The sequence below is a fragment of the Pseudomonas quebecensis genome (assembly GCF_026410085.1).
In the GTDB taxonomy this organism is placed as follows: domain Bacteria; phylum Pseudomonadota; class Gammaproteobacteria; order Pseudomonadales; family Pseudomonadaceae; genus Aquipseudomonas; species Aquipseudomonas quebecensis.
Genome location: NZ_CP112866.1, coordinates 2636910 through 2659632, shown reverse-complemented (window position 1 = coordinate 2659632; position 22723 = coordinate 2636910). Strand labels below are relative to the sequence as shown.

General features: G+C 57.9%; 23 protein-coding genes. 16 read left to right on the top strand and 7 right to left on the bottom strand.

All coding sequences use genetic code 11. The features are described 5' to 3' along the window. The 10 genes from OSC50_RS12415 (at position 1) to OSC50_RS12370 (ending at position 10149) form a co-directional block, all read left to right on the top strand. Complete coding sequence (locus OSC50_RS12415) at positions 1 to 765, top strand: C40 family peptidase (RefSeq protein ID WP_266249243.1); 765 nt, start codon at positions 1 to 3, stop codon at positions 763 to 765. A gap of 185 nt (positions 766 to 950) precedes the next feature. Then, positions 951 to 1376, top strand: coding sequence for a hypothetical protein (locus tag OSC50_RS12410; RefSeq protein WP_181079773.1), 426 nt, complete (start codon positions 951 to 953; stop codon positions 1374 to 1376). 154 nt (positions 1377 to 1530) lie between these two features. Continuing rightward, positions 1531 to 1953 (top strand): hypothetical protein, encoded by a 423-nt coding sequence (locus OSC50_RS12405; protein WP_266249246.1) that lies wholly within the window; start codon positions 1531 to 1533, stop codon positions 1951 to 1953. A gap of 55 nt (positions 1954 to 2008) precedes the next feature. Beyond that, entirely contained in the window at positions 2009 to 2602 is a 594-nt protein-coding gene (locus OSC50_RS12400) for a tail assembly protein (protein ID WP_266249248.1), read from the top strand. A 59-nt stretch (positions 2603 to 2661) separates the two neighbouring features. Continuing rightward, positions 2662 to 6390 (top strand): TipJ family phage tail tip protein, encoded by a 3729-nt coding sequence (locus tag OSC50_RS12395; protein WP_266249250.1) that lies wholly within the window; start codon positions 2662 to 2664, stop codon positions 6388 to 6390. Positions 6391 to 6712: 322 nt separating this feature from the next. Next, the gene (locus OSC50_RS12390) at positions 6713 to 7375 is read left to right on the top strand and encodes a hypothetical protein (RefSeq protein ID WP_266249252.1); all 663 of its coding nucleotides are present in this window, start codon (positions 6713 to 6715) and stop codon (positions 7373 to 7375) included. Positions 7376 to 7407: 32 nt separating this feature from the next. After that, entirely contained in the window at positions 7408 to 8304 is an 897-nt protein-coding gene (locus tag OSC50_RS12385) for a phage tail fiber protein (protein WP_266249254.1), read from the top strand. A gap of 42 nt (positions 8305 to 8346) precedes the next feature. Then, complete coding sequence (locus tag OSC50_RS12380) at positions 8347 to 8772, top strand: structural protein (protein ID WP_266249256.1); 426 nt, start codon at positions 8347 to 8349, stop codon at positions 8770 to 8772. Next, positions 8769 to 9287, top strand: coding sequence for a lysis system spanin subunit (locus OSC50_RS12375; RefSeq protein ID WP_266249258.1), 519 nt, complete (start codon positions 8769 to 8771; stop codon positions 9285 to 9287). The genes OSC50_RS12380 and OSC50_RS12375 overlap by 4 nt, the downstream gene beginning before the upstream one ends. 67 nt (positions 9288 to 9354) lie before the next feature. After that, complete coding sequence (locus OSC50_RS12370; protein ID WP_266249260.1) at positions 9355 to 10149, top strand: DNA adenine methylase; 795 nt, start codon at positions 9355 to 9357, stop codon at positions 10147 to 10149. Here OSC50_RS12370 and OSC50_RS12365 read toward each other — a convergent pair. Next, entirely contained in the window at positions 10146 to 10826 is a 681-nt protein-coding gene (locus tag OSC50_RS12365) for an SOS response-associated peptidase (RefSeq protein WP_266249262.1), read from the bottom strand. The genes OSC50_RS12370 and OSC50_RS12365 overlap by 4 nt on opposite strands. An 83-nt stretch (positions 10827 to 10909) precedes the next feature. Here OSC50_RS12365 and OSC50_RS12360 point away from each other — a divergent pair, with 83 nt between their 5' ends. Continuing rightward, on the top strand, positions 10910 to 11119 hold the full coding sequence (locus OSC50_RS12360) for a hypothetical protein (protein WP_253511327.1): 210 nt from the start codon (positions 10910 to 10912) through the stop codon (positions 11117 to 11119). Here OSC50_RS12360 and OSC50_RS12355 read toward each other — a convergent pair. The 3 genes from OSC50_RS12355 to OSC50_RS12345 form a co-directional block, all read right to left on the bottom strand. Further along, the gene (locus OSC50_RS12355; protein WP_266249265.1) at positions 11098 to 11823 is read right to left on the bottom strand and encodes a hypothetical protein; all 726 of its coding nucleotides are present in this window, start codon (positions 11821 to 11823) and stop codon (positions 11098 to 11100) included. The genes OSC50_RS12360 and OSC50_RS12355 overlap by 22 nt on opposite strands. 86 nt (positions 11824 to 11909) lie before the next feature. Further along, positions 11910 to 12119 (bottom strand): hypothetical protein, encoded by a 210-nt coding sequence (locus OSC50_RS12350; protein ID WP_266249267.1) that lies wholly within the window; start codon positions 12117 to 12119, stop codon positions 11910 to 11912. A 572-nt stretch (positions 12120 to 12691) separates the two neighbouring features. Further along, on the bottom strand, positions 12692 to 13585 hold the full coding sequence (locus tag OSC50_RS12345) for an NAD(P)/FAD-dependent oxidoreductase (protein WP_253507451.1): 894 nt from the start codon (positions 13583 to 13585) through the stop codon (positions 12692 to 12694). Between the two features lie 106 nt (positions 13586 to 13691). Here OSC50_RS12345 and OSC50_RS12340 point away from each other — a divergent pair, with 106 nt between their 5' ends. The 3 genes from OSC50_RS12340 to OSC50_RS12330 all read left to right on the top strand — a co-directional run bounded on the left by OSC50_RS12340 (position 13692) and on the right by OSC50_RS12330 (position 15546). After that, entirely contained in the window at positions 13692 to 14321 is a 630-nt protein-coding gene (locus tag OSC50_RS12340; protein ID WP_266249269.1) for a TetR/AcrR family transcriptional regulator, read from the top strand. Between the two features lie 584 nt (positions 14322 to 14905). Next, positions 14906 to 15127, top strand: a complete 222-nt coding sequence (locus OSC50_RS12335; RefSeq protein ID WP_266249270.1) for a hypothetical protein — start codon at positions 14906 to 14908, stop codon at positions 15125 to 15127. Positions 15128 to 15273: 146 nt separating this feature from the next. Then, on the top strand, positions 15274 to 15546 hold the full coding sequence (locus OSC50_RS12330; protein WP_266249272.1) for a hypothetical protein: 273 nt from the start codon (positions 15274 to 15276) through the stop codon (positions 15544 to 15546). A gap of 49 nt (positions 15547 to 15595) precedes the next feature. Here OSC50_RS12330 and OSC50_RS12325 read toward each other — a convergent pair whose 3' ends face one another. The 3 genes from OSC50_RS12325 to OSC50_RS12315 form a co-directional block, all read right to left on the bottom strand. After that, entirely contained in the window at positions 15596 to 18196 is a 2601-nt protein-coding gene (locus OSC50_RS12325) for a GAF domain-containing hybrid sensor histidine kinase/response regulator (protein WP_266249274.1), read from the bottom strand. Positions 18197 to 18788: 592 nt separating this feature from the next. After that, positions 18789 to 19481: a DUF421 domain-containing protein gene (locus tag OSC50_RS12320; protein ID WP_253507459.1), complete on the bottom strand. Its 693-nt coding sequence runs from the start codon at positions 19479 to 19481 to the stop codon at positions 18789 to 18791. A 112-nt stretch (positions 19482 to 19593) separates the two neighbouring features. Then, a complete protein-coding gene (locus OSC50_RS12315; protein WP_266249275.1) occupies positions 19594 to 19845 on the bottom strand; it encodes a hypothetical protein in 252 nt (83 codons plus the stop codon). Between the two features lie 296 nt (positions 19846 to 20141). Between OSC50_RS12315 and gabP the strand changes: the two genes are divergently transcribed. Continuing rightward, complete coding sequence (gene gabP / locus OSC50_RS12310; RefSeq protein WP_266249277.1) at positions 20142 to 21551, top strand: GABA permease; 1410 nt, start codon at positions 20142 to 20144, stop codon at positions 21549 to 21551. Then, entirely contained in the window at positions 21548 to 22621 is a 1074-nt protein-coding gene (gene gbdR, locus OSC50_RS12305; protein WP_181079530.1) for a choline metabolism transcriptional regulator GbdR, read from the top strand. Before gabP ends, gbdR begins: the two co-directional genes overlap by 4 nt. Positions 22622 to 22723 lie beyond the last annotated feature (102 nt).

The window sequence follows — 22723 nt, the reverse complement described above, 5'->3', positions numbered from 1 at the left end:
ATGCGTAAGCACATCATCGCGGCCATCCAGGCGCACGCGGCGGCGGAATATCCGCGTGAGTGCTGCGGCCTGCTGGTAGCCGCCGGGCGAGCACAAAAGTACTTCCCGTGCTGGAATATCGCTACGGAGCCGAACGAAGAGTTCCGGCTTGACCCAGAGGATTACGCCGCGGCGGAGGACTTGGGAGAGGTGATCGGCATCGTTCACTCACACCCGGACGCCACCAGCAGGCCGTCATCGCATGACTTGGCCATGTGCGAGGCCACGGCGTTGCCCTGGCACATTTTGTCGTGGCCCGAAGGCGACGTGCGCACGATCACGCCAACCGGCAGCCCGCCGCTACTCAAGCGCCCGTTCGTGCACGGCGCCTGGGACTGCTGGCAGGTTTGCGCTGATTGGTATGCCCGAGAGTGGGGTCTGGAATTCGAAGCCTTCCAGCGCACCGATGGCTGGTGGGAAAGCGCGGGTAACGCAAGCCTCTACGAGCAGAACTACGAGGCCGCCGGCTTCATGCGTGTCGACATGCCACAACGCGGCGACATGATCGTTATGCAGGTTGGCCGGACAGCCCATCCGAACCACGCTGGCATATACCTTGGCGCCGATCCATCGTTGCCTGGCGAGGAATCTTGCGTTGTCGGCCCAGGTCCGTTCCTGCTGCACCACCTATACGGCAGGCCGTCAGAAATTATCGTCTACGGCGGACCCTGGCATGACAGGACGCGCCTGATCCTCAGGCACAAAGACGCGAAACAATCAACATGACGCGGCAGCGCCACCCGGTTGCCACTGGCATTCCATCCACGCTGACCGCTAGGACAGCGGGTAGACTACTTGAAGATGCGAGGGAACTTTTTCTTGCGATAATGTCAATTTGACATGTGTCTGTGCAGCTCGCCAGGGATGCCGACGATGCCGGTCGGATTTCCGGCAAACCAAGGAAGAAAACGATGAAATTGATTTTTGTAGTACTGCTGATGATTAGCGGCTACGCCTTTGCAGGCTGCGCCACCATTGGTGATTCGGACCAGCGCGCTTATTGCAGAGCTAAGGAGGGCAGTGGTACTTGCGGTTCGATCAGTAATCGGGACCTGCGTCATGCCTGCAATGCGGAAACGAACGGAGGTAGCTGCAATAGCATTGATGATCACGATCAGCGCTATTTATGTAATGCAAGAACCAACCATGGTAGCTGCAGTTCGATCAACGATCGGGACTTGCGTCGTGCCTGCAATGCGGAAACGAACGGAGGCAGTTGTAATAGCATTGATGATCACGATCAGCGCTATTTATGTAATGCCAAAACCAATAACGGTACTTGCGGTCCAATCAACGATAGGGACTTGCGTGCGCAATGTGAAGCATTGAAACATTGATTGAAGATCACGAGAGCGGTCTTGGTGCACGAACAATATAAAATACGACCTCTAATACATCAGTTTTCAGCAGCGACGATGCATTGGAAAAGTCACTTTGAGAGATTTCGACGTCGGAAATGCTACAGTCCCGCCAAATCAAAGAGGGAACGACATGCGGATTTTGATAGCGGCTGTAGCGGTGGCGATGCTGGCAGGGTGTGCCTCATCGGCGATCTCGGTGCAGGATGCTAAGCCGGTGCCTTCGGATGAGATTTATGCCTTCCAGGCAAAGCCGGCCGGTGAACGCGGGAAGATCACTGTTGTACGCGACTCCGGCGCTGTTGGCTCGGGGTGCGATATCGTGGTCTATATCGACGGGCGCAAGGCTGCGAAAATCGGTACTGGGCAACGAGCTACCTTTTATCTCCCCCCAGGCTCGCCGAATATCGGCGCCGGTCTCGCCGGATCAGGGCTTTGTGCGGGCGCTGCAATTAGAACCATCTCTGCAACTGTCCAGTCTGGTAAGGAAAGCCTATACCGCATCAGCGGCGATATGGCCGGGTTCTACATTGGTCCCTACGTCGATTACAACTGACAAACGAAAACCATAAAGCCGCCTTCGGGCGGTTTTTTTACGCCTGGAGAAATTGATGCAGACCTCAGCGATCAACTACCAAACAATGACGACCATTCGCTTGCATGGACAGCTCCGGCAGTTCGGGAAGTCGTTCAGGCTTGCGGTGAAGTCGCCAGCCGAGGCCATCAAGGCGCTGTGCGTCCAGATCCCCGGCTTTGAGCGGTTTCTATCGAATGCTAAGTCACGCGGGCTTGAATTCGCGGTATTTCGCGACAAGCGCAACATTAGCGAGAAAGAACTGGCCTACCACGGCGCCGGGGATATTCGCATTGCCCCCGTAGTGGTAGGTAGCAAGCGTGGCGGCATTCTTCAGACAATTGTCGGCGCGATTCTGATTGTGGTTGGGGTGGTCTTTGCGGCCACGCCATTCGGTACTCCTCTTATTGGCGCCGGCATCGGGCTCGTTGCTGGCGGTGTTATCCAGATGCTTAGCCCTCAAGCCAGCGGCCTGAAGACTAGTGCTGCCCCCGAGAACACGCCCGGCTATGCCTTCGGCAGCGCCAAGAACACCACCGCATCCGGTAACCCGGTTCCGCTCTGCTATGGAAAGCGGCGAGTGGGCGGGGCGATCATCAGTGCTGCGATCTACGCCGAAGACCAGATGTAAATCACAACTGCACCACCCGAGCCGGCCATGAGCCGGTCTTTTATTGCCTGGAGAAAAGCATGGGCGCAGCACAGAAGCTCGATATTTACGGCGCCAAGGGTGGCTCCGAGAAGCCAAAAACGCCCACCGAGGCCCCTGACAGCCTGCGCTCTATCGCCATTGCCAAAATGCTAATCGCTATCGGTGAAGGAGAATTCGAAGGCACGCCTACCGCGCGCGATATCTTTCTCGACAACACCCCGCTGCAAGATGCCCAGGGAAACATGAACTTCCCGAACGTGAAGTGGGAGTGGCGCACCGGAGCGGTGGATCAGAGCTATATCCAGGGCATCCCCTCGATCGAGAATGAGACCACGATCAGTACCGAGCTGCGCAGCGGGACGCCATGGGTTCGCGCTATCAACAACACGCAGCTCTCTGCTGTTCGCGTGCGCTTCGCCTGGTCGGCACTTCAGTCTGTGGACGCCAGCGGCAACATTAACGGTTACCGGATTGAGTACAAAGTTGAGTTGGCCACCGACGGCGGCGCCTACCAACAGGTGCTTAGTGAAGCGGTCGACGGCAAGACCACCAGCCTTTACGAGCGCACCCGCCGCATTGATCTTCCCAAAGCAACAACCGGTTGGTTGATGCGTATCACGCGGCTGACCATCAACAAGAACAACAACAAAATCTCCGACACTATGCAGATCGCCGGCTTCACGGAGGTGATCGACGCGAAGATCCGCTACCCAAATACTGCGCTGCTCTACATCGAATTTTCAGCCGAACAGTTTCGCAGCATCCCAGCGGTGACCGTCGAGACAAAGCTGAAAAAGATGCAGGTACCGAGCAACTATGACCCGGTGTCACGCACCTACTCGGGCGTTTGGGACGGCACATTCAAGCAGGCTTGGACCGATAACGCGGTCTGGATGACCTACGACATTACAACCGCAGACCGCTTCGGCCTCGGCCGTCGCATCAAGCCGTGGATGGTGGACAAGTGGGAGCTGTATCGCATCTCGCAGTACTGCGACCAACTGGTGCCGGACGGGAAGGGTGGCCAGGAGCCGCGCTTCATCTGCAACCTGAACCTGCAGAGCAAGGCTGACGCCTGGTCGCTACTACGCGATATCTCGACCATTTACCGGGGTATGACCTATTGGGCCCAAGGCCAGGTTTTCACCTTGGCGGATATGCCGCGCGCCACCGACTTCGACTTCGCCTACACCAAGGCGAACGTCATCGATGGCAAGTTCACCTACTCCAGCGCATCGGAGCGCACCCGGTACACCAGAGCGCTGATCAGCTACGACAACCCACTGAACAATTACGACACAGACGTCACGGCGGTGACCGATCAGAAGCTGCAGCGCCGCTACGGCGACAATCCGCTGGAGATCAGTGCCATCGGCTGTACCCGCGAATCCGAGGCCCAGCGCCGAGGTAAGTGGGCGCTGCTCACCAACTCCAAGGACCGGGCCGTTACCTTCAAGGTCGGCCTGGACGGCCGTATCCCGCTGCCTGGATACGTGATCCCTATCGCGGACGAATTGCTGGCGGGGCGCCCCGTGGGTGGGCGTATCTCCGCAGTGAATGGCAAGGTCATCACGTTGGATCGGGATACCCAGGCCAAGCCCGGTGATCGCCTGATCCTCAACCTGCCAGACGGCAAGTGTGAGGGCCGGACCGTGCAATTTGTCAGCGGTCGGCAGGTCACCGTGACCGTTGCTTATTCCGTGCCGCCCGAGCGCGAACTGGTTTGGGCGCTGGATGCTGACGACCTTGCCATCCCGCTTTATCGCGTGGTCAGCGTGGCGCGGCCAGAGCCTGGCGTGTTCGAGATCTCGGCAGTTCAGTACGATCCGAGCAAGTTCGCTCACATCGACACTGGCGCGCGCTTGGAAGAGCGACCCATCAGCGTGATCCCGATCACCGTGGTTCCGGCGCCGGCAAGCGTCACGCTGACGTCGAGCTATGCCGTGAACCAGGGTATCGCCATCAGCACCATGAACATCTCATGGCCAGCCGTTACTGGCGCCGTGGCGTACGACGTGGAGTGGCGCAAGGACAACGGGAACTGGATCAAGGTGCAGCGCACGGGCTCGACGAGCGTCGACGTTACCGGCATCTACTCGGGCGCCTATCTGGCCCGTGTGCGCGCGGTGAGCGCGTTCGACATCTCGTCGGTGTGGAAAAACTCCGTCCTCACCGACCTTCAAGGGAAGGTTGGCCTGCCGCCGGCGGTGTCATCCCTGACCACCAAAAGCGAACTCTTCGGTATCAGCATCAAGTGGGGCTTCCCCGCCGGTGCCGAGGACACCCAGCGTACCGAGCTTTGGTATGGCCCGGCGAACAACCTGGCGGCGGCGACCAAGCTGGCCGATCTGGCGTATCCGCAGGCCGATTACCGCATGCAGTCGCTGCTGGCGGGCGCAACGCTGTTCTTCTGGGCGCGCCTGGTGGACCGTACCGGCAACATTGGGCCGTTCTATCCGGTTGTGAATGGCGTTATGGGCCAGGCCAGTTCGGATGCTGGGCCCATCCTTGAGCAGATCAAAGGGCAGATTTACGAAACCGCCCTGGGCCAGCACCTGAAGGACCGAATCGACCTGATCGACGGAAACGGACCAGGCTCGGTGAACGGTCGCATTGACGCGGCCAAGGATGAGCTGGAGCAGCTGATCGGGGAGGTGGTCGATGCGCTGGAGTACGTTCCATCCAAGGCGTACGCGCTGAACGACATCGTTCGCGTGGGCCAGCACTTGTACCAGGCCAACGGCGCGGTGCCGGCGAACAACCCGCCGCCGAACGCCACCTATTGGACCGACATTGGCACCGTCACGCAGACGGTCAACGCCCTGGTGACCCAGGTTCAGCAGAACTCGGCGACGATTAACCAGCAGGGCCAGGACATCACCGCCCAGGCCTCGCAGCTGAACGCGGTGAAAACCACGGTGAACGATCCTGTCACCGGCGTCACCGCCACGGCCAGCGGGCTTAGCACGCTCAAGACCTCGGTGACCACGCTCGACAACAAGGTCACCACCACGGCGCAACGGGTGGACGGCATTTACCTGCAGGTCAATCCGCCGCTTCAGGGTGACGACAGCGCGCTGATGGGCTCTGAGGCCAGCTACGTCGGTGTGTGGTCCACTCAGTCCGCGCTCATTGAGGGCGACCTGGCTCAGGGCCAGCGCACGGATGTGGTAGAGGCCAGCGTCGCAGCAAACGCCGCCGCCATCGTCAGCGAGCAAACTGCACGCATCAATGCCGACGGCGCCCTGTCGTCCAGCATCGAAACCGTTAAGACAACGCTCAACGGTAATACCGCAGCGATCCAAACCAACGCCACGGCTATCCAAGCCGTAAACGGAAAGGTGACGCTGAACTGGTCGGTGCGCATGCAGTACGAAACCGCCACTGGTATCTACAAGTATGCCGGCATCGGTCTCGGGCTTGAGAACGGCCCAGGAGGTCTTCAGAGCCAGTTCGTCATTAGCGCCGACTTGTTCGCTATTGAGCAGGCCGGCTCAGTTCCTTTCGCGGTGAAGGGGGGGCAGGCGTTTCTCAAGTCGGCATTCATTGAGGACGGAACGATCACGAATGCCAAGATCGGTAACTACATCCAGTCTAACAACTATGTCGCAGGGCAGACGGGATGGAAGTTGTTCTTCGACGGAACGTTTGAGATCAACAGTTCATTGGGAGTTGGCCAGGCTCGGCAGGTGATAAATAACTCGGGCGGCAAGGTCTTCGATGCATCTGGCGTGAAGCGCTATCAGTGGGGGGATCTTGACGCATGAGTTATGGAATCAGGATCTGGGGAGCTACTGGCGCGCTTGAACTTGACGAAACGTCATTCACGGTTGGTGTTACTTACTCCGCACTTGTTGCTAAAACAGCCGGAAGATACGTAGACATCGCCGTGCCTGGCGTTGAGCCTACCAAGTATTCGGCAGTTTGCGTGCCAGTTGGTGCTTACGATACGGGCGCGCAGTTCAACAGCGCTATCGGTTTTATTCCTGAGGTATTGAATGGGGTAGTTAGGGTTTGGTTCGGCAATAGACAAAGCTCAAACGGTCCTCTTGGTACTACTACACAAAGATTACTCGTAATGAGGTATCGATGATGTCGTCATACGGAATGAGATTTACCAATGGCTCTAACGTTGTCACCCTGGATTCTGAGTTTTCCAGACTCACAACGCTTGATAAAGGAACTTGGAGTGGTGTGGCGTCCGGGGTGTATGTGCCGTTTTCTGCGACTATCACTACTGCAGAGCCGCCGCTGGTTTTTGTAAGGCCTGATCAAACAAACGTATTTTGCTTTTGCTTGGTTAGGGGCTCTGCAGGCGCATGGACTGGTTTTTCATTCTTAGGAGGAAGATCAAACACTACGTCCGGTAAATGGTTTGCTGCGGCATTTACTTCAGCGCCCACCGCTAAGTTCGGGTTCAGACTATGGGATCAGAACGCTAAACTAATTTTTGATAATGGCACCCCGTGCGCTCAGTTCACCAGAACCATAACAAGCTGGACCTATTTAGGTGCGGGGCAGGATGCACAAGGGCAAACAATGCTTAGCTGGACGGCACCGTCTAGCTTGGCTAGTGGCGATTATATGCTGTTGAATAACATTGCGATGGATGTCGCTGGTTTGATTTCAAGGCAGGGAAATATGTATGCGGTGTGGGAATACAACAATGACCGATTAGTAATGCAGGTCGTCGGGGTTGATATATCGACCACGCTATATAATCCGGTAGTTTTCGCCAAACCAATCAATTGATAGTTTAATTTACTGATTCCAGAGGTGCATTAATGGCAAGACAAGAAATCAACCTCGGCACGACACCAACCGGTGCCGGTGGAGATACCACGCGCAGCACTGGCGTGAAGATCAATGCGATGACAACAGAGCTGTATGCGCGCAATGCTTTGTTGGGTACAGCTTCAAATCGCAACGTGGGTCTTCTGGTAGGCAATATTCAGGATGTGGGCTCGCCCGCGCCGATGGCTGGTAATTCTGCGTTTGCCGAGCAGGGCAGCCATTTTATTAACTACGGCGACAATACTACCGTGGTGCCGCCAGGCGGCGCCTATTGGTCGGGCATTCGAGCGCAATACCCATTCCAGAATTGTGCGATGGACCTGGTGGCTCAAGTGGTCACAGGAAACAGCATGAACCTGATGTTTCGCACGATTGCTCCGAACGGTGGTGGCGATCCATGGCGCAAGATCTACCACGACGGCAACACTACCAGAGGCTCGGGTGGCGCGCTTTCAGCAGCATCGCCAATCGTGCGCATTGCAAACGTTGCTGACAGCGCTCGCCTTGATTTGCAGGAAAGCACCTTTGAACCCGCTGGCAGCTGGGGAGTGGCGAATGATCAGGCTTACGGCGTTTCGGTTGAACGATTGAGCGTCGGTGAGTACCGCGTAACCGGAAGCCTGGGGCTTGCCCTGGAAGGCTGGCGAACGCACGACCCAAGCTCGCCAGATGGCGGCCGCATGCTGGGCATCACGGATAGTCAGCAAGCGGACGACGGTTCCATTGTGGTCCGGCTCTTCAAGCAGCGCTGGACGCTCACCGAAGACGGCGAGATGGTGCCGGGCCGCGGCGCACCTATGGACGTGCCTCTCAACAGCTGGATCGATGTGCGATTGGAGATGCCCAAGGCTGAATCGCCCCCGCCCATGACCGCAACCGAAGAATAGTAGCCCGCCACTGAGCGGGTTTTTTTCGCCTGGAGAAAGCCAATGCCGACCACCGAAACCCGCGGGGTACGTAACAAAAACCCCGGCAACATCGACTACAACCCGGCCAACCAGTGGCAGGGCCAGCTCAAGCCAGACCCTGCGATCGAGAAGCGGTTTGCCAGGTTCGACAGCCCGGAGAACGGTATCCGCGCCCTGGGCAAGCTGCTGCTGACGTATCAGCGAAAACATGGGCTGAAGACCGTGAAGGCGATCATCAACCGGTGGGCACCCTCGGCAGAGAACGACACCGCCGCGTACGTGCGCGCCGTTGAAGCCAACACCGGCACCCGGCCTGGCGCCGAGGTCGACCTGGGCCAGCCGCCGGTGATGACTGGCTTCGTCAAAGCGATCATCCATCACGAGAACGCAGGGTACGCGTACCCTGACGTGGTGGTGGTGGAAGGCGTGCGGCGGGCGCTGGCATGACGCCAGTGCAGAAGCTGGCCGGCCTGGCGGTGCTGATCCTGGTGATGATGGCCGGTGCCGCGGGCACCGCCTGGCAGGTGCAGGACTGGCGCATGGGCGAGAGGCTGGCCCATCAGGCCGGGCTGCATCAGGACGACCTCATCAGGATCAGCAATGCCGCCGCCGCCCAGGCCCGCGCCGAGCAGGACAAGCGCCTGGCCACCGAGCAGCAGCTCGCGACCCAAGACCAACAACACACACGAGAATTGTCCGATGCCCAACGTACCCAGGCTGCTCTGCGCGATCGCCTTGCCACTGCTGATGTGCGGCTGTCAGTCCTTGTCGACGCAGCGGATACAGCCAGTGGCTGCAACATGCCTACCGCCGCCGGCGCCGTCGGCGTGGTTCATGCAACGCGTCGAGCCCAACTTGACCCAGCGCATGCTCAACGAATTATCGCCATCACCGATGCCGGCGACCAAGGATTGATCGCGCTGCGGGCGTGCCAGGCGTATGTCAGGGCCATTGCGCCCTGACATAGATTCCCGGTCGCAAAAATTAGCATGGCCCCAACAAACACCCACTTTGCAAAGGATTGCAAAAATGACAAACCCAATTGTTCCATGGACGGGCGGCAAGCGTCGCTTGGCTGATCGCCTTATTCCTCTGTTCCCACCGCACGAATGCTACGTTGAAGTGTTCGCTGGTGGTGCTGCGCTTTACTTCATGCGCCCTCAGGCCGCCCCGGTCGAAGTTCTCAACGATATCAATGGCGACCTGGTGACGTTGTACCGGGTTGTGCAGAACCACATGGAGGAGTTCGTACGCCAATTCAAATGGGCCCTGAGCTCGCGCCAAGTGTTTGAGTGGCAGAAAATGACCCGACCGGAAACCCTCACCGATATCCAGCGAGCTGCCCGTTTTTTCTACTTGCAGCACCATGCCTTCGCCGGGAAGGTCAGCGGCCAGACCTTCGGCACTGCCACTACGGGCCCGGCTATTAATCTGTTGCGGATCGAAGAGAACCTTTCCGCAGCCTGGCAGCGCCTCTCCGGAACCTATGTCGAAAACTTAGGATGGCTCGAATGCGCCGAACGCTACGACCGGCCCCACACCTTCCACTACATGGACCCACCTTACTGGCAGACCGCGGGCTACGGGGTGGACTTTCCGTTCGAAAACTATGAGCGAATGGCCGACTTCATGCGTCGTTGCAAAGGCAAGGTCATGGTGAGTATTAACGATCATCCTGATATTCGGCGGGTGTTTGAAGGGTTCCACTTTGAAACGCTGGAAATCCGCTACAGCACCGCCAATCAGCGCCAGGGAAAAGCCGAGGTCAGCGGCGAGCTTGTGATCATGAATTGGAAACCCTCCGACCTCGGCGGGCTGTTCTAGGGTGCAGGCTGTATCAGGTTGGGCCCCTTGTTCCGGACGTTTCCCACGGCCGTATCGACCTTGAACCATTCGAAGGCCTCGGCTGGCTCGCCCTGGTGCAGTACCATCTGTTCGGCGCGCTCCTTGGGCGTGGCCGGGTCCAGCCATTCGCGGGCCAGTTCAGGATTCAGTACCACGGGCCGCCGGTCGTGGATGTCCACCATGCCGCCGGCACTGTCCGCGGTAATGATCACGAAGCCGTCATGCTCACCTGGGCCTTCCTCGGTGCTGGGCAACTGACCGATAGCCGCGCAGTAGATCGGCGCCCCGTCGCGACGGCGGATCAGGTAGGGCTGCTTCTTCGAGCCTCCTTCATCGACCCATTCAAACCAGTTATTGATCGGTGTGATTGCTCGGTGCGGCCAGATTGCACGGAAGAAAGGGCCGTGCGCCACCTTCTCGACACGGGCGTTGATGGGCGTGGCGCGGTCCTTGGCCCAGTGCGGTCGCCATCCCCAGCGCACTGGATCAGCAAGTAGCAATTCGCCCTGTACATGGAGCAGGGCGACCTGGGTGGTGGGGGCGACGTTGTATCGCTCCAGGGGCAGCTCGCCAACTGAGTTGACCATGGCGTTCGGTATGCCCAGGGCCGCGACGAAGTCATGAATGCCGCTGTACTGTGAAAGGCGTCCGCACATGACTGTCTCCGCTCGTCGGGCTTGATGAACAGCCGCGCGCCGGCCGATCTCTAAAGCGTAGACACCGGAGTCGGAGATTCGTCATGACAACCGATATACAGCAGGTCAACGAGATGGAAGCGTGGCACGCGCTGCTGAACGATTCGGAGTTTGAAGCCGGCTCACCAGAATATCGTTATGAAACGCGCCTGGCCCTTGCTGACAATATGCTTGAGCGCAGGGTGATTGATTGCGCTGAATGGCGAGAGCTGGTCGAGGAGGCCGTTGCTGGTTATGCGGGCGACGTCGGCTGAGTGCCAGCTGTACTGACAAAGCCGTTACCTGCGCAGTTGCTGCAATCCTCGCGCTGTCCGAATCGGTCCAGGCAGGCATCGCACGTGGTGAACTGGGCAGAGAGGAGTAGGGGGCGGGCCTTTCGATAGCTCTCAAAATCGCGGCTTTCCAAGGCGACCTGTGCGCAATCTACCAGCGCACGGTAGGTATCAGCATCGCAGATGACTGGGTAGACCTGGCCATAGATAAATTGCGCCGTCTGCACCAGATCGTATAGCTCACCAGATGGCGCGGTAAGCACCAACCCATTTATCGGCCAAGTCTGGTTGTCGTTGCGGAAAACCAAACGCAGGTCATTCTTATCGCGAAATACCTTTCCATCAAACCCATCAGCACCTGGGCAGATGGCTGAGTAATAAGTGTTGCTTCGGATGTAACCGACGCACTCCGCCGTCCCTCGTTGAATGACGTCATAGTAGCCGCCATACGTGTACCCAGCGGGCGTCGTGACCAGCTCTTCAACGGCATGCCAGTAAGCCGCGTCGGCCAGCTCATCCATCTCAAATTGTTCCATCTCGTCAATGACCCCTGCCTCCAACATGTCACGAGTCTCCCAACGGCACATCATTCGATGAGCTTCGGGGTTATTGATTCGGGACGCGTTGTCGTCGAGGATTCTCCGCCATTTGGCGAGCCATTCCTTTTTGAGTTCTGTAGGGGGCATGTGAGTGACTGCTTATTAGTACTGTATGTGTATACAGTAATCGAGCTTTGTCACTGATGCGATTCGAGGCGACGAGCTGTAAGGCATCACTCTGGCGACATTAACGCCGCCAACGTGAGCTTGATGAATTCCTCATTGTGACTGAGGGTGTCCAGTGCGCCTCGCACGTTTTCAGCTACATCGGCGGAGCCGCGCTGCTCGATCCAGTTCGATAGTTCCATGATGGAGGCTTCGAGGGCCAACTGGTTTTCGTAAAGCTTGGAGAGTAGGGATGGGAGCAGGTCTGAGTTGGGCATCGGCGTTCCTCCGGTGGTGTGAACAGCTTAGCAGTGGGGTTTGGGATTGGTTTATGTTCGGCCGGCAGGACGCCGGGGAGGGTATGCACCATCGGCATATCGGTGCAAGAAGCGCCAGACTTGATTGTCCTGTTCGCGAGAACGAAAAAGCAATTTTATGCCAATTATATGGGCCGCAACGAACTATAACTATCTGAATACATTGAGGTAAATTAGGCGTACAGTTAATGGATTGCGGACCGGAAAATAGAGCGCAAGCCGCAGCCCGCTTGATTTCGGCCCGGGACTTAAAATCCCCCGCTCGTAAGGGCGTGCCGGTTCGATTCCGGCTTCGGGCACCATCTTACATTCCACTGAACGTTTTCGAGTTCCGTGGAAGCCTTGAAAAACCTGCCTTCTGGCGGGTTTTTTAGTTTTTGCATTCTGTCGGTTGCTGGTCCGGTTTGCTGAAATCAAGTCGTTTTAGGGGTGATTTCAGGGGTAGTAATTGGTTCGATTAAGGACAGTACCCATATGTCGCGCACAACTGCTCCGCTTACTGATTCTGCCTGGCTCATCTTTAATCTGTGCCCTCAAACCAGCATCGACTGCTGGGCGAAGATGCCCGCCATCACGCCTTGCCATGAAGCCGTGCTGACAGATGCCATGAGAGGGTTGGCAAGGTCGCCGGCAGCGTAGACGCCGGGCACAGTGGTTTCGCGGCGCTCGTCGACCTTGAGCGCGATACCCAGGGGCGTATCGACCGTGGCGAGGCCCAGTGATTCATGCAGACGTGCGGAGGGCTTGTTGCGCGGATGCGCGAATAGGATGTCGACCGCAACAGAGGGGCCGGCGTCGAGCCTGACGGTGGTGTTGTGGCTCTCGTTATGCTCGATTTCAGTGATTCGGCCATCAACGACAGGGTTGCCGCGGCGCGCCAGATCGGCGCGGATGTCGGGTGGAATGTCGTGACCATTGGCAAAGACCGTCAATGTGTCGGTCCAGTCGTGGTATAGCTTGACGTAGTTGTGCGACGGCGGACCTGACCAGACGAGGCCCCAATGCCGGCCCGCAACTTCAAAGCCGTCGCAATAGGGGCAGGGTACGATGGAGGTTCCCCAGCCTTTGGCAAAGCCGTGAAGTTCAGGCATCTGGTCGACGACGCCATAACTCAGGATCAGCCGGCGTGCCCTGTGGCTTTCGCCATCGCCAGTGAGGATGGAGAAATCGTCAATGGTTCCAGAGATATTCTCGGCCCGGGCAGTGACAAGACTGACCGTAGGGTAGCGCGCAAGCTGTTGCCGCGCTTCGGCCAGAATCTCTTGCGGTGGCTTGTGATCGTGGCCAAGCAAACCATGCGAGTGCTTGGCGAAGCGATTACGCGGAAGGCCCGTATCGAACACGGTGACTTTTCGGCGGGCACGACCAAGCTGTAGAGCGGCGGCAAGACCCGCAAAACTGCCGCCGATAATGATGACGTCATTCATGGTGATAGGCTCCACGTTGTGGCTGAAGGGACTTGAATTTTACTTTTATGGTACTTGCGAGTACCATAATTCCATAGTTAAGATACTGTCAAGTACTGGAATTCTTATGACCGAAATTTCCCAGACCCGGCGCGGCCGGCCAGCCAACGAGGCGCTCAGCCAAACGATTGTCGACGCCGCCGGCGAACTTTTTATGGAGTTGGGATTTCAAGCGACAACGATGGACAAGGTCGCCCAGCGGGCAAAAATATCCAAGCTAAGCATCTACCGGCACTTCGAGAACAAGGAGGCGCTGTTCAGCGCGGCCATCGCGGCCCACTGCCATCAGTTTGCACCGCAGGCCATTGCCGAAGGCGTCGACGGCTCGGCTGCAGATCAGCTCATGGCGGTGGGGACATTCCTGCTGCGCACATTGTTGAGTCCGCAAGTGCGCAGTGTTGAGGCCATGATCATGGTCGACAAGACGAAGCAAAAGTCGTTGAGCAAGCTTCATTACGAAGCCGGTCCCGCCTATGTCGTTGCCCAGATCGAGGCCCTGTTGCGCCAGTTGCACGCGGAGGCGATGCTAAATGTTCCCGACCCGTTGGAGTCTGCCCGTTTGTTTGCCGCGCTCATCAAAGGGTCCGATCTTCTGATGATCGCCCGCTTCGATGAGGCGAAGGCAAAGGACGACAATGAAGTCGAATCCTATTGCCGGTCGGCCGTCGCCATGTTCATCGCAGCGCACGGTGTTTAGTGGTTGATTTGAACGCTTGATGTCGGTCGTTAACTGGACATTACTGGTCTCTGTTCCATGAAGCGCCGGGGGCACTTATCGGCTTCATCCTAAGAGCCTTTGGCATGCTTTCCACTGCATTGCTTTAACTCACCCTTCTGGCCCAGCATTTAATTACTGGGCCAATTCGCGGGATCTTAAGCTTAAGTCTGCGCACTCTGTCCGGCGAATGGCTTTATCGTTTGGTCCTGTCGCCAAGGCCATCTGCCCTGACTGATCACTCGGAACCAGTCATCAAAGCGGCTGCCCGCTGGTCAACTCGATCGCCTGCGTCCAGACGCTGCTTACCAGCCCCTTGGAAACCACTACCGGGCAAGTCTCACCGTCACACGCAGGGCGTACTGACCTTGGTCGCACTCCAACTGCTGATTTTCGCGGGTTGCTGGTTTGCGCCACCTGAGATTTTGCCGCTAAGCCTTTGGCGTAAGTTCGCTCAAACTCGGGGCTGGCTTCTTTGATAAGGCGCATGGCTTATCTTGTACAAAACTGAATTTTTTGTACAAATAAATGTCAACGGCTCATGTTTCGCACGGGTGCCCGGAGCCATGGACAACACTGAAGACTTTCGATTCGAAGCGCACAAATACCTGCTAGAAATGGATGCAGCCGTCACTGAGCTCATGATGCTCGTGGTGTCGGGAAAAACCTGCGGGGCGCAGTGGGATAAGGCGAATGCACGCTATGACAACGCCCACACGGAATGGGCCAGGTTTTTGAGACCCATGGGGGCGGTTCCTATGTCTACGAAAATGCACCAGGCAACGTAGGCATCAGGCGGATTGCAAGGGCCTGCCGTACTTCGAGCACCGCTTATCGGATATCAATCCGGTGGTCGGCCGCGTAGTGGCAATTCATCATCATCTGCGCTAGAAATATGCCGCAGGCAGGATGTCACTACGACGGGGAGGTGTGTATGAAATGGATGCTTCGACTCATTAATTCGCAAGGCGAGATGTTCTACAGCGAAGCTGCAGACATTCAAGGCAACAGGCGCCTATGCCGTCATCCGCAGTTTGCAGAGCAGTTTGACAGCTTGCCGGACGCCGAACGCGGCTTGAGCTACTTCCAGCTCCTTTGGGAGTTTCGCGCGTACGTTATGGACATCACCGAAATGCGCGCTGGCGAATGCTTCGGTGCTCAGGGGCGCTCTATTCATGGCGCGACGGAAGGCACCGCCATTTGCTGAGCGATTCAAATCGCTCTGCGTGAAACAAATCATCTTCCAGAATGGGCTGTCAGTGCTCATCCCGCGACTCACCACGCAGTCGCGAGAGGCTTGCCGCGAGTTCATTCTTGCGAAAGGGTTTGGTAAGCCGTGGCAGATCCGGGTCAAGCCCCTCGCGCTCGGCGTAGCCGGAGACGAGCAGGATCGCGGTTCCAGGCCTGGAGGTGCGGACCACCCTGGCCAGATCGGTGCCATTGATGCCCGGCATGAGATGATCTGTGACGAGCAGGTCAAAGGGCTCCCCGGTGGCCATCAGTTGCATGGCTTCCTCGCCCGACGCGGCCTCGATCACGCGATAGCCCAGCTCTGCCAGCATGTACGCGGTGCTGGCGCGTACCAATTCTTCATCATCGACCAGCAGCGCGATTGCGTGCGTCAATTGCGGCTCCGGCGCTTCGGCAATGCGCAGAGTCGCTGCCGGCTCGCTCATGCTGCGCGGCAACCACAGCTCCACATTCGTTCCCAGGCCCGGCGAGCTCTGAATCGTGAGTGCGCCGTTCAACTGTGATGCCAGGCCATGCACCATTGAAAGACCAAGGCCCGTTCCTTTGCCCACGCCCTTGGTGGAGAAGAACGGCTCCACCGCCCGGGCGAGTGTCGCGGCGTCCATGCCCGTGCCGGTGTCCGCGACGGACAAACACAGGTATTCGCCTGGCGCCAGCTTCGACCGGTGCCCCTCGCCGACTGAGGCGGTGCTGGCGGATATGCGCATCGTCCCGCCGGCGAGCATCGCATCGCGCGCGTTCACGGACAGGTTGAGCAGGGCCATCTCGAGTTGGTTCTGATCGGCGATGGCCGCAGGCAGGTTTGCCGGAGCATCGACGACCACCTTGATCTGCGGCCCGGTCGTGCTGGCCACCAGATCAGCCATGTCGCTTATCAACTTCGCCACGTCGACCGGAGCCGTCTGAAGCGGTTGCCGGCGAGCAAAGGCAAGCAGGCGCTGCACGAGCGTCCTGGCGCGTTCCGCCGACTGCATTGCACCGCCTATAAGCCGCTGCTCTCGCTCGCCGCCCACGCCTCGTCGCTGGAGCATGTCGAGTGTGCCGACAATCGGCGTAAGCAGGTTATTGAAGTCATGGGCGACACCGCCGGTAAGCTGCCCCATGGCTTCCATCTTCTGGCTTTGGCGCAGCGCCTTTTGGGCTTCTTCCCGTTCGGCGATGGCTTGTGCGATGCGTTCTTCAAGGGAGGCGTTAAGCTCGCGTAGCTTTTCCTCGGCCGCCTTGCGGGCGGTGATTTCAACCACCGTGCCGGTTACGCGCAAACACAGGCCAGCCGCATCGAACACGCCCCGACCCTTGGCCGCGACCCAGCGAACGATGCCGTCCTCCCGGCCAATGGTACGGTAATCGACCTCGTAGAGCGCCCGACGCTCAGGGTCAACGGCGGCCGTGAAGGCTTCAATCGTTGCTTCACGATCCTCGGGGTGCAGCCCGTCATAGAAGTCCTGCAGCGTGACCGGCACGTCGGGCGAGATGCCGAACATGGCCTTGGTCTGTGACGGCCACACCAGCGTGTTCTGAACGAAATCCACATCCCAGAAACCCACATCGGCGTGATCGACCGCCAGGCGCAATCTCGCCTCGCTGATACGGATCGCCGAATCCGCGCGGGCGCGATGAACCACCAGCCCTACCGTCTGAACCACGAAGTCGATGATCTCGATATCGGCGGCTAACGGCTTGCGCAGCTCGTGGTGATACAACACAAAAGCGCCCAGCAGGACGCCTTGCGCCGAGCAGATCGGGGTTGACCAGCAAACGTGAAGGCGCTGCTGGAGGGCCAAATCGCGAAACGCAGCCCAGTGCGCATCGTTCGTGATGTCGGCCATGGCGGTCTCAGCGTCCTGGTGGCGCACTTGCGCGGCGACGCCAAGGCCTGTAACGGCGGCTTTGAACGCGTCCGGCAGGGTCGGGCCTGCGCAGTATTCCAGGTGCTCGCTGGTTTCATCCAGGAGCAGGATGCTTCCGCGCAAACCCGAGGGGGACAGCATTTGTACCTCGTGGACGATCGCATCCAGCGTGAGGTCCAAGGGCGTTTGCGCTACCGCCAGTTCGAGAATTCGATTTTGTGTGGCCCCAAGGGCCTCGCCGCGATTACGCGCCTGGGTCAAACGCGCATTCTCGATGGCGATCGTTGCCAGTCGCGCCAGGCTTTCCAGCCGTTTGATCGTATCGGGGTCGTGGTCGCTGACGTCTGACCAGTAAGCGCCCAACGCCGCAATCGGAACCGGCCTGCCGATGGGCACCATCACCAAGCTGCGCACAAAGGTGGGCGCATAAGCGTCCTGCGGAATGCGTGGATCGAGCCGAACGTCACGGATCGCAACCGTCTCGCGGTGACGCATTGACCACCCTGAGATGCAGTGATCGGCTGGAAAGCTCTGGCCCTGCCAAAGCGGAGACACCGCATCTTCAGCCACGTAAGCGCAGCGGCCTTCGTTCTCGATGATTACCGCCACGCCTTCGGCGCCAACCGTGGCACGGGCGGTGTCCCGCAGCACGCTGACGACTTCGTCTACCGAGGCTGCCCTGGCCAGCCGCTCGCTGGCATTGAGCACATGGGACAAGCGGTCATCATCGATAAGATCCACCGGAATATTCAGCAAATGGATCTCCCAACGGCCATGGAGTCGTCATCCACGGTCTGATTAAAATTGAAGGTGAAGAAAGCAGTATGGCAGCGCAGGTGTTTCTTTCGGCTCGGTCGGGTTTCAGTTTCTCAGAAAAGCATGTTTCAAGCACCACCGTGGTGCGAGCAGGCGACCGGTAGTCATCGGTCTGCTTCTGCTGCACACCTAAGACGGCACGTATGGCTTCGGTATAAAGGGCACATCGCCTGAGATACGCCACTTTACGTTTTCGATGCCATAGCGCTCAGCCAGTGGTTTGCTTATTCGATGATGTATAACAAGTTCGGCATTTTAGCTCCTTCTAAAACACCTTTGTTCTTGATTCAAAATCGAAGGTTCAGAATATTTTCTTATACTTATATGGATGATTTGTACAACTTTGTCGCTTCGCTTTAACGGTGCCGCTCGTCGGCACTCTTGGAGAAAAATGGATCTGATGAACACTCTTTATTTTCTAAGACTGTATGCCTGTTGGTACGGGCAGACTCTAAGTCCAACTCCTGTTTCGCCCGCACATTGTGCGGGCTTTTTTTCGCGGGTGTGGCTGTCAGTTGGCGACCAGAGTCACTTATCGACAACGTCGCGTGGTCAAGGCCGTTGACCACACTTCTTTATCGCATCGCACGCAACGAGCGTGTTGCCCCTGCTGGAGATCGCGCGGCAGACCACAATTTACGCAGCAATACAGCGCTGACGCGGGAGCGATGTGGTATTCGGTGCGGTGTTCAAGGGGCAGTACAGATAATCCTGGTTGTATATCCTGCGGTTCATAAAAATACAGACTGATGTCCCCATCCGTTTCGACGAGCCCCAGCCTGACTTGCCCCAAGTGCTCTACACCCTGCTGCCGTAACTCCATCAATAACTCACTCGATGATATGTTCACCTGCTCCAGGGACTTTAATTCATAAAGGCCGTTTTTAATGACCGTTACGGGCACGCCGTCAATCCATGACTCGAATCGCTTGCTCTTTGTCATGATCAGGACGGTCATGCGATATAGAACCAGGAGGGTGAGAAATACCACTGCAACGGGTAACAGCGGCACGTCGTGATAAAAAGATACATCGCCGGCGGCCGAGCCCAGCGTCAAGATAACCACGAGTTCAAAAAGCGATAACTGCCGGATTCCTCGACGGCCGCTGGACTTCAAAAATAGAAAAACAGCCAGGAAGGCAAACGCTGCTCGAAGTACAACCTCCAGCAAAAACGACAGCGGGAACTCATCCAATAACATTCGCTGAATATCGAAGGGCGACATGTTTACCTCAGGGTTATAGATAGACCGCGAGCCGTTGTGCACGAGGCGGGGCTGATCGCCTCAGCTATGTCGAGCCAAGGCAATGGGGGTAGGCTGATACTCCGATCAATGCTCAATGCTGAGGCGCAGACCATACGGACAGTTCCTTGAGCTTCTTTTCGGTCGCCGCATCGAACGCCGACTGCAACGCTTGCGCCGTCTCATCGGTAATGCTGCCCGAACACAGCAAGCCGATAACTAAACCATTGGCCCGCGCTCCGGCCTTCACCGCCATGATCATTGATCCTGCCTTTTGAATTTCAGCCATGATTTTGTCCACCTGGCGGCTCACCGCGGCGGGCAGTTGTTTGTTGAAATCGACCATTCTTCATACTCCACACACAAGGTCTTGCTGGCTTTAAGCCTTCTCATGGAGCTTTGCGCTCTCTGCTCTAGAAGATTCCTGAAAGACGCCGGCGTTCCAATAATTTGGATCCAACTCGACCCGGTCAGGAAAGGTGCCGGTAGGATTTCGGTGTCGCTATCAGGCGATCGGATGACGCAATGAGGCTGTTTTAGGTGGCGACCGGCCGCGTACTGTGACCCGTCATTGAGAAATGATGATCGCCTGACCTTCTGGTCAGCACGTCTGAATGTCGATCACAGAGAATAAAAAAAACGATGAATAGCCTGAGTTCCAAGGATTCGAACGGCCAGCTGGCGCAAGGCTTCAAGCCGCGGCATGTCACCATGCTCTCCATTGCAGGCATTATCGGCGCTGGGTTGTTCGTAGGGTCCGGGCATGCAATCGCGGCTGCGGGCCCGGCGGTGATGCTGGCGTATTTCTTTTCCGGCCTGTTGGTAGTGCTGGTCATGCGCATGCTGGGGGAAATGGCGGTGGCCAACCCGGACACCGGCTCTTTCTCCACCTATGCCGACCAGGCCATCGGCCGCTGGGCCGGGTTTACGATCGGTTGGCTGTACTGGTGGTTCTGGGTGTTGGTAATCCCCATCGAAGCCCTGGCCGCCGGGCATATTTTGAACCAGTGGTTCCCGCAGATCGACGCTTGGCTGTTCGCCTTGTTGTCGATCTTTTTGTTGGTGGTCACCAATTTGTTCAGTGTCTCCAAGTACGGCGAATTCGAGTTCTGGTTTGCCATGGCCAAGGTCGTCGCAATCATCGGCTTTATCGGTCTCGGATGCGCGGTATTGATGGGCTGGATTCCAGAGCACGAAGCCAGCGGTTTGAGTCGATTGATGCAAGAACATGGCGGTTTCGCGCCCAATGGCCTTTCAGCAGTGGTCGGCGCGTTCATTACCATCATGTTCAGCTTTATCGGGACGGAAGCCGTCACCATCGCGGCGGCGGAGTCCGATAATCCCGCGCAGAACATTGCCCGCGCCACCCGTTCGGTGATGTGGCGAATCGGCGTGTTCTATGTGCTGTCGATCTTCGTGGTGATTTCCGTCGTGCCGTGGAATGACCCGCTGCTGGCTTCGGTAGGTTCCTATCAACGGGCGCTGGAATTGATGAATATTCCCCACGCCAAATTGCTGGTGGATGGGGTGGTGCTGATCGCCGTGGCCAGTTGCATGAACTCTTCCATCTACATCGCTTCGCGCATGTTGTATTCCTTGGGCAAGCGCGGGGATGCGCCGACGCTGATGAAACGCACGTCCGCAGCCAGTGTTCCCAGGGCCGCAGTGATCGCCAGCACCGTGCTGGGGGCTGGCGTGACGTTGCTCAGCTATTTCATGCCGGCCGGGCTGTTCCAGTTTCTGTTGGCCAGTTCCGGAGCTATCGCGTTGTTGGTGTACCTGGTCATCGCCGTTTCGCAACTGCGTATGCGCAAGGTCATGCAGCGTCGCAAGGTCACACTGACGTTCAAAATGTGGCTGTTTCCGTGGCTCACCTGGCTGGTCATCGCATTCATTTGCGCTGCGCTGGGCGTGATGCTGTTGACGCCCGAGCATCGCCTTGAGGTGTCATCCACGATCGGGCTGGCGTTGCTGATTGCGCTGGTGGGTGTGGTCACTGCACGCCAAGCTGCGCCAGTAGGCGGGGCGCTGCCCGTGGTGTCGCCACCATGAGCGCGCGGCCTGTTACCTGCGTCCTGTTTGTGCTGCTGGATCAGTTCACGCTGATCTCATTGGCGTCTGCGGTAGAGCCGCTGCGCATGGCCAACCAACTGTCGGGGCAGGAGCTCTATCGTTGGTACACCGCCAGTATTGATGGAGCGCCCATTTGGGCCAGCGATGGCGTGCCTATCACGCCCGACAGTGCCGTCGGCACCGCGCCGTCGGCCGACAGCGTTCTTGTGTGCGGCGGCACGGGCATTCAAAACACGGTGACCCCCGAGCTGGTCAAGTGGCTGCGCACACAAGCGCGCTACGCCAAACGCCTGGGCGGCATTTGTACCGGCAGTTGGGTATTGGCTCGAGCGGGACTGTTGGACGGTTTCGAATGCAGCGTCCACTGGGAATGGTTGGCGGCCATGCAAGAGGCTTTTCCGCGCGTGACCGTCAGCCCGAGCCTGTTTACCCTCGACCGGGATCGGCTCACCAGTTCCGGCGGAACCGCGCCGATGGACATGATGCTGCAACTGATCGGCCTCGATCACGGGTACGAACTCTCAGCGGCGATTTCGGACATGTTCGTCTACGAGCGCATGCGCAATGAGCAAGACCATCAGCGCATCCCCCTCAAGCACATGCTGGGCACCCAGCAACCCAAGTTGCAGGAAATCGTGACGCTGATGGAGGCGAATCTGGAGGAGCCGCTCGAGCTGGACCATCTGGCGCAGTATGTAGACCTTTCCCGTCGACAGCTTGAGCGCATGTTCCAGAAGTATTTGCACTGCTCACCCTCACGCTATTACCTGCGGCTGCGGTTGATTCGGGCTCGCCAATTGCTCAAGCAGACGCCGATCTCAATCGTCGAGCTGGCGTTGCTCTGTGGCTTTGTGTCCACACCGCACTTTTCCAAATGTTATCGAGAATATTTCGGCGTACCGCCCAGCGATGAACGTCTGGCGAACCCTGAACGAGCGATCGTGCAAAAGCCGGTCATCAGCGTCACGCGCACGCCGATGCCCATGAGTGTGTTGGAGCACGCGCGCACCGAGGCGACCTTTGGCAGCGTGAGAAACCTCAAAGGCTGAATCAGCGCTTTTTGCCTCACCAACCTTGGCGTTCACGAGGCTTTGCACCGTTCGTCCAGAGCCCGGCACTCGCCGTTGCATGCCGCCTCTGATGGGTAGGCG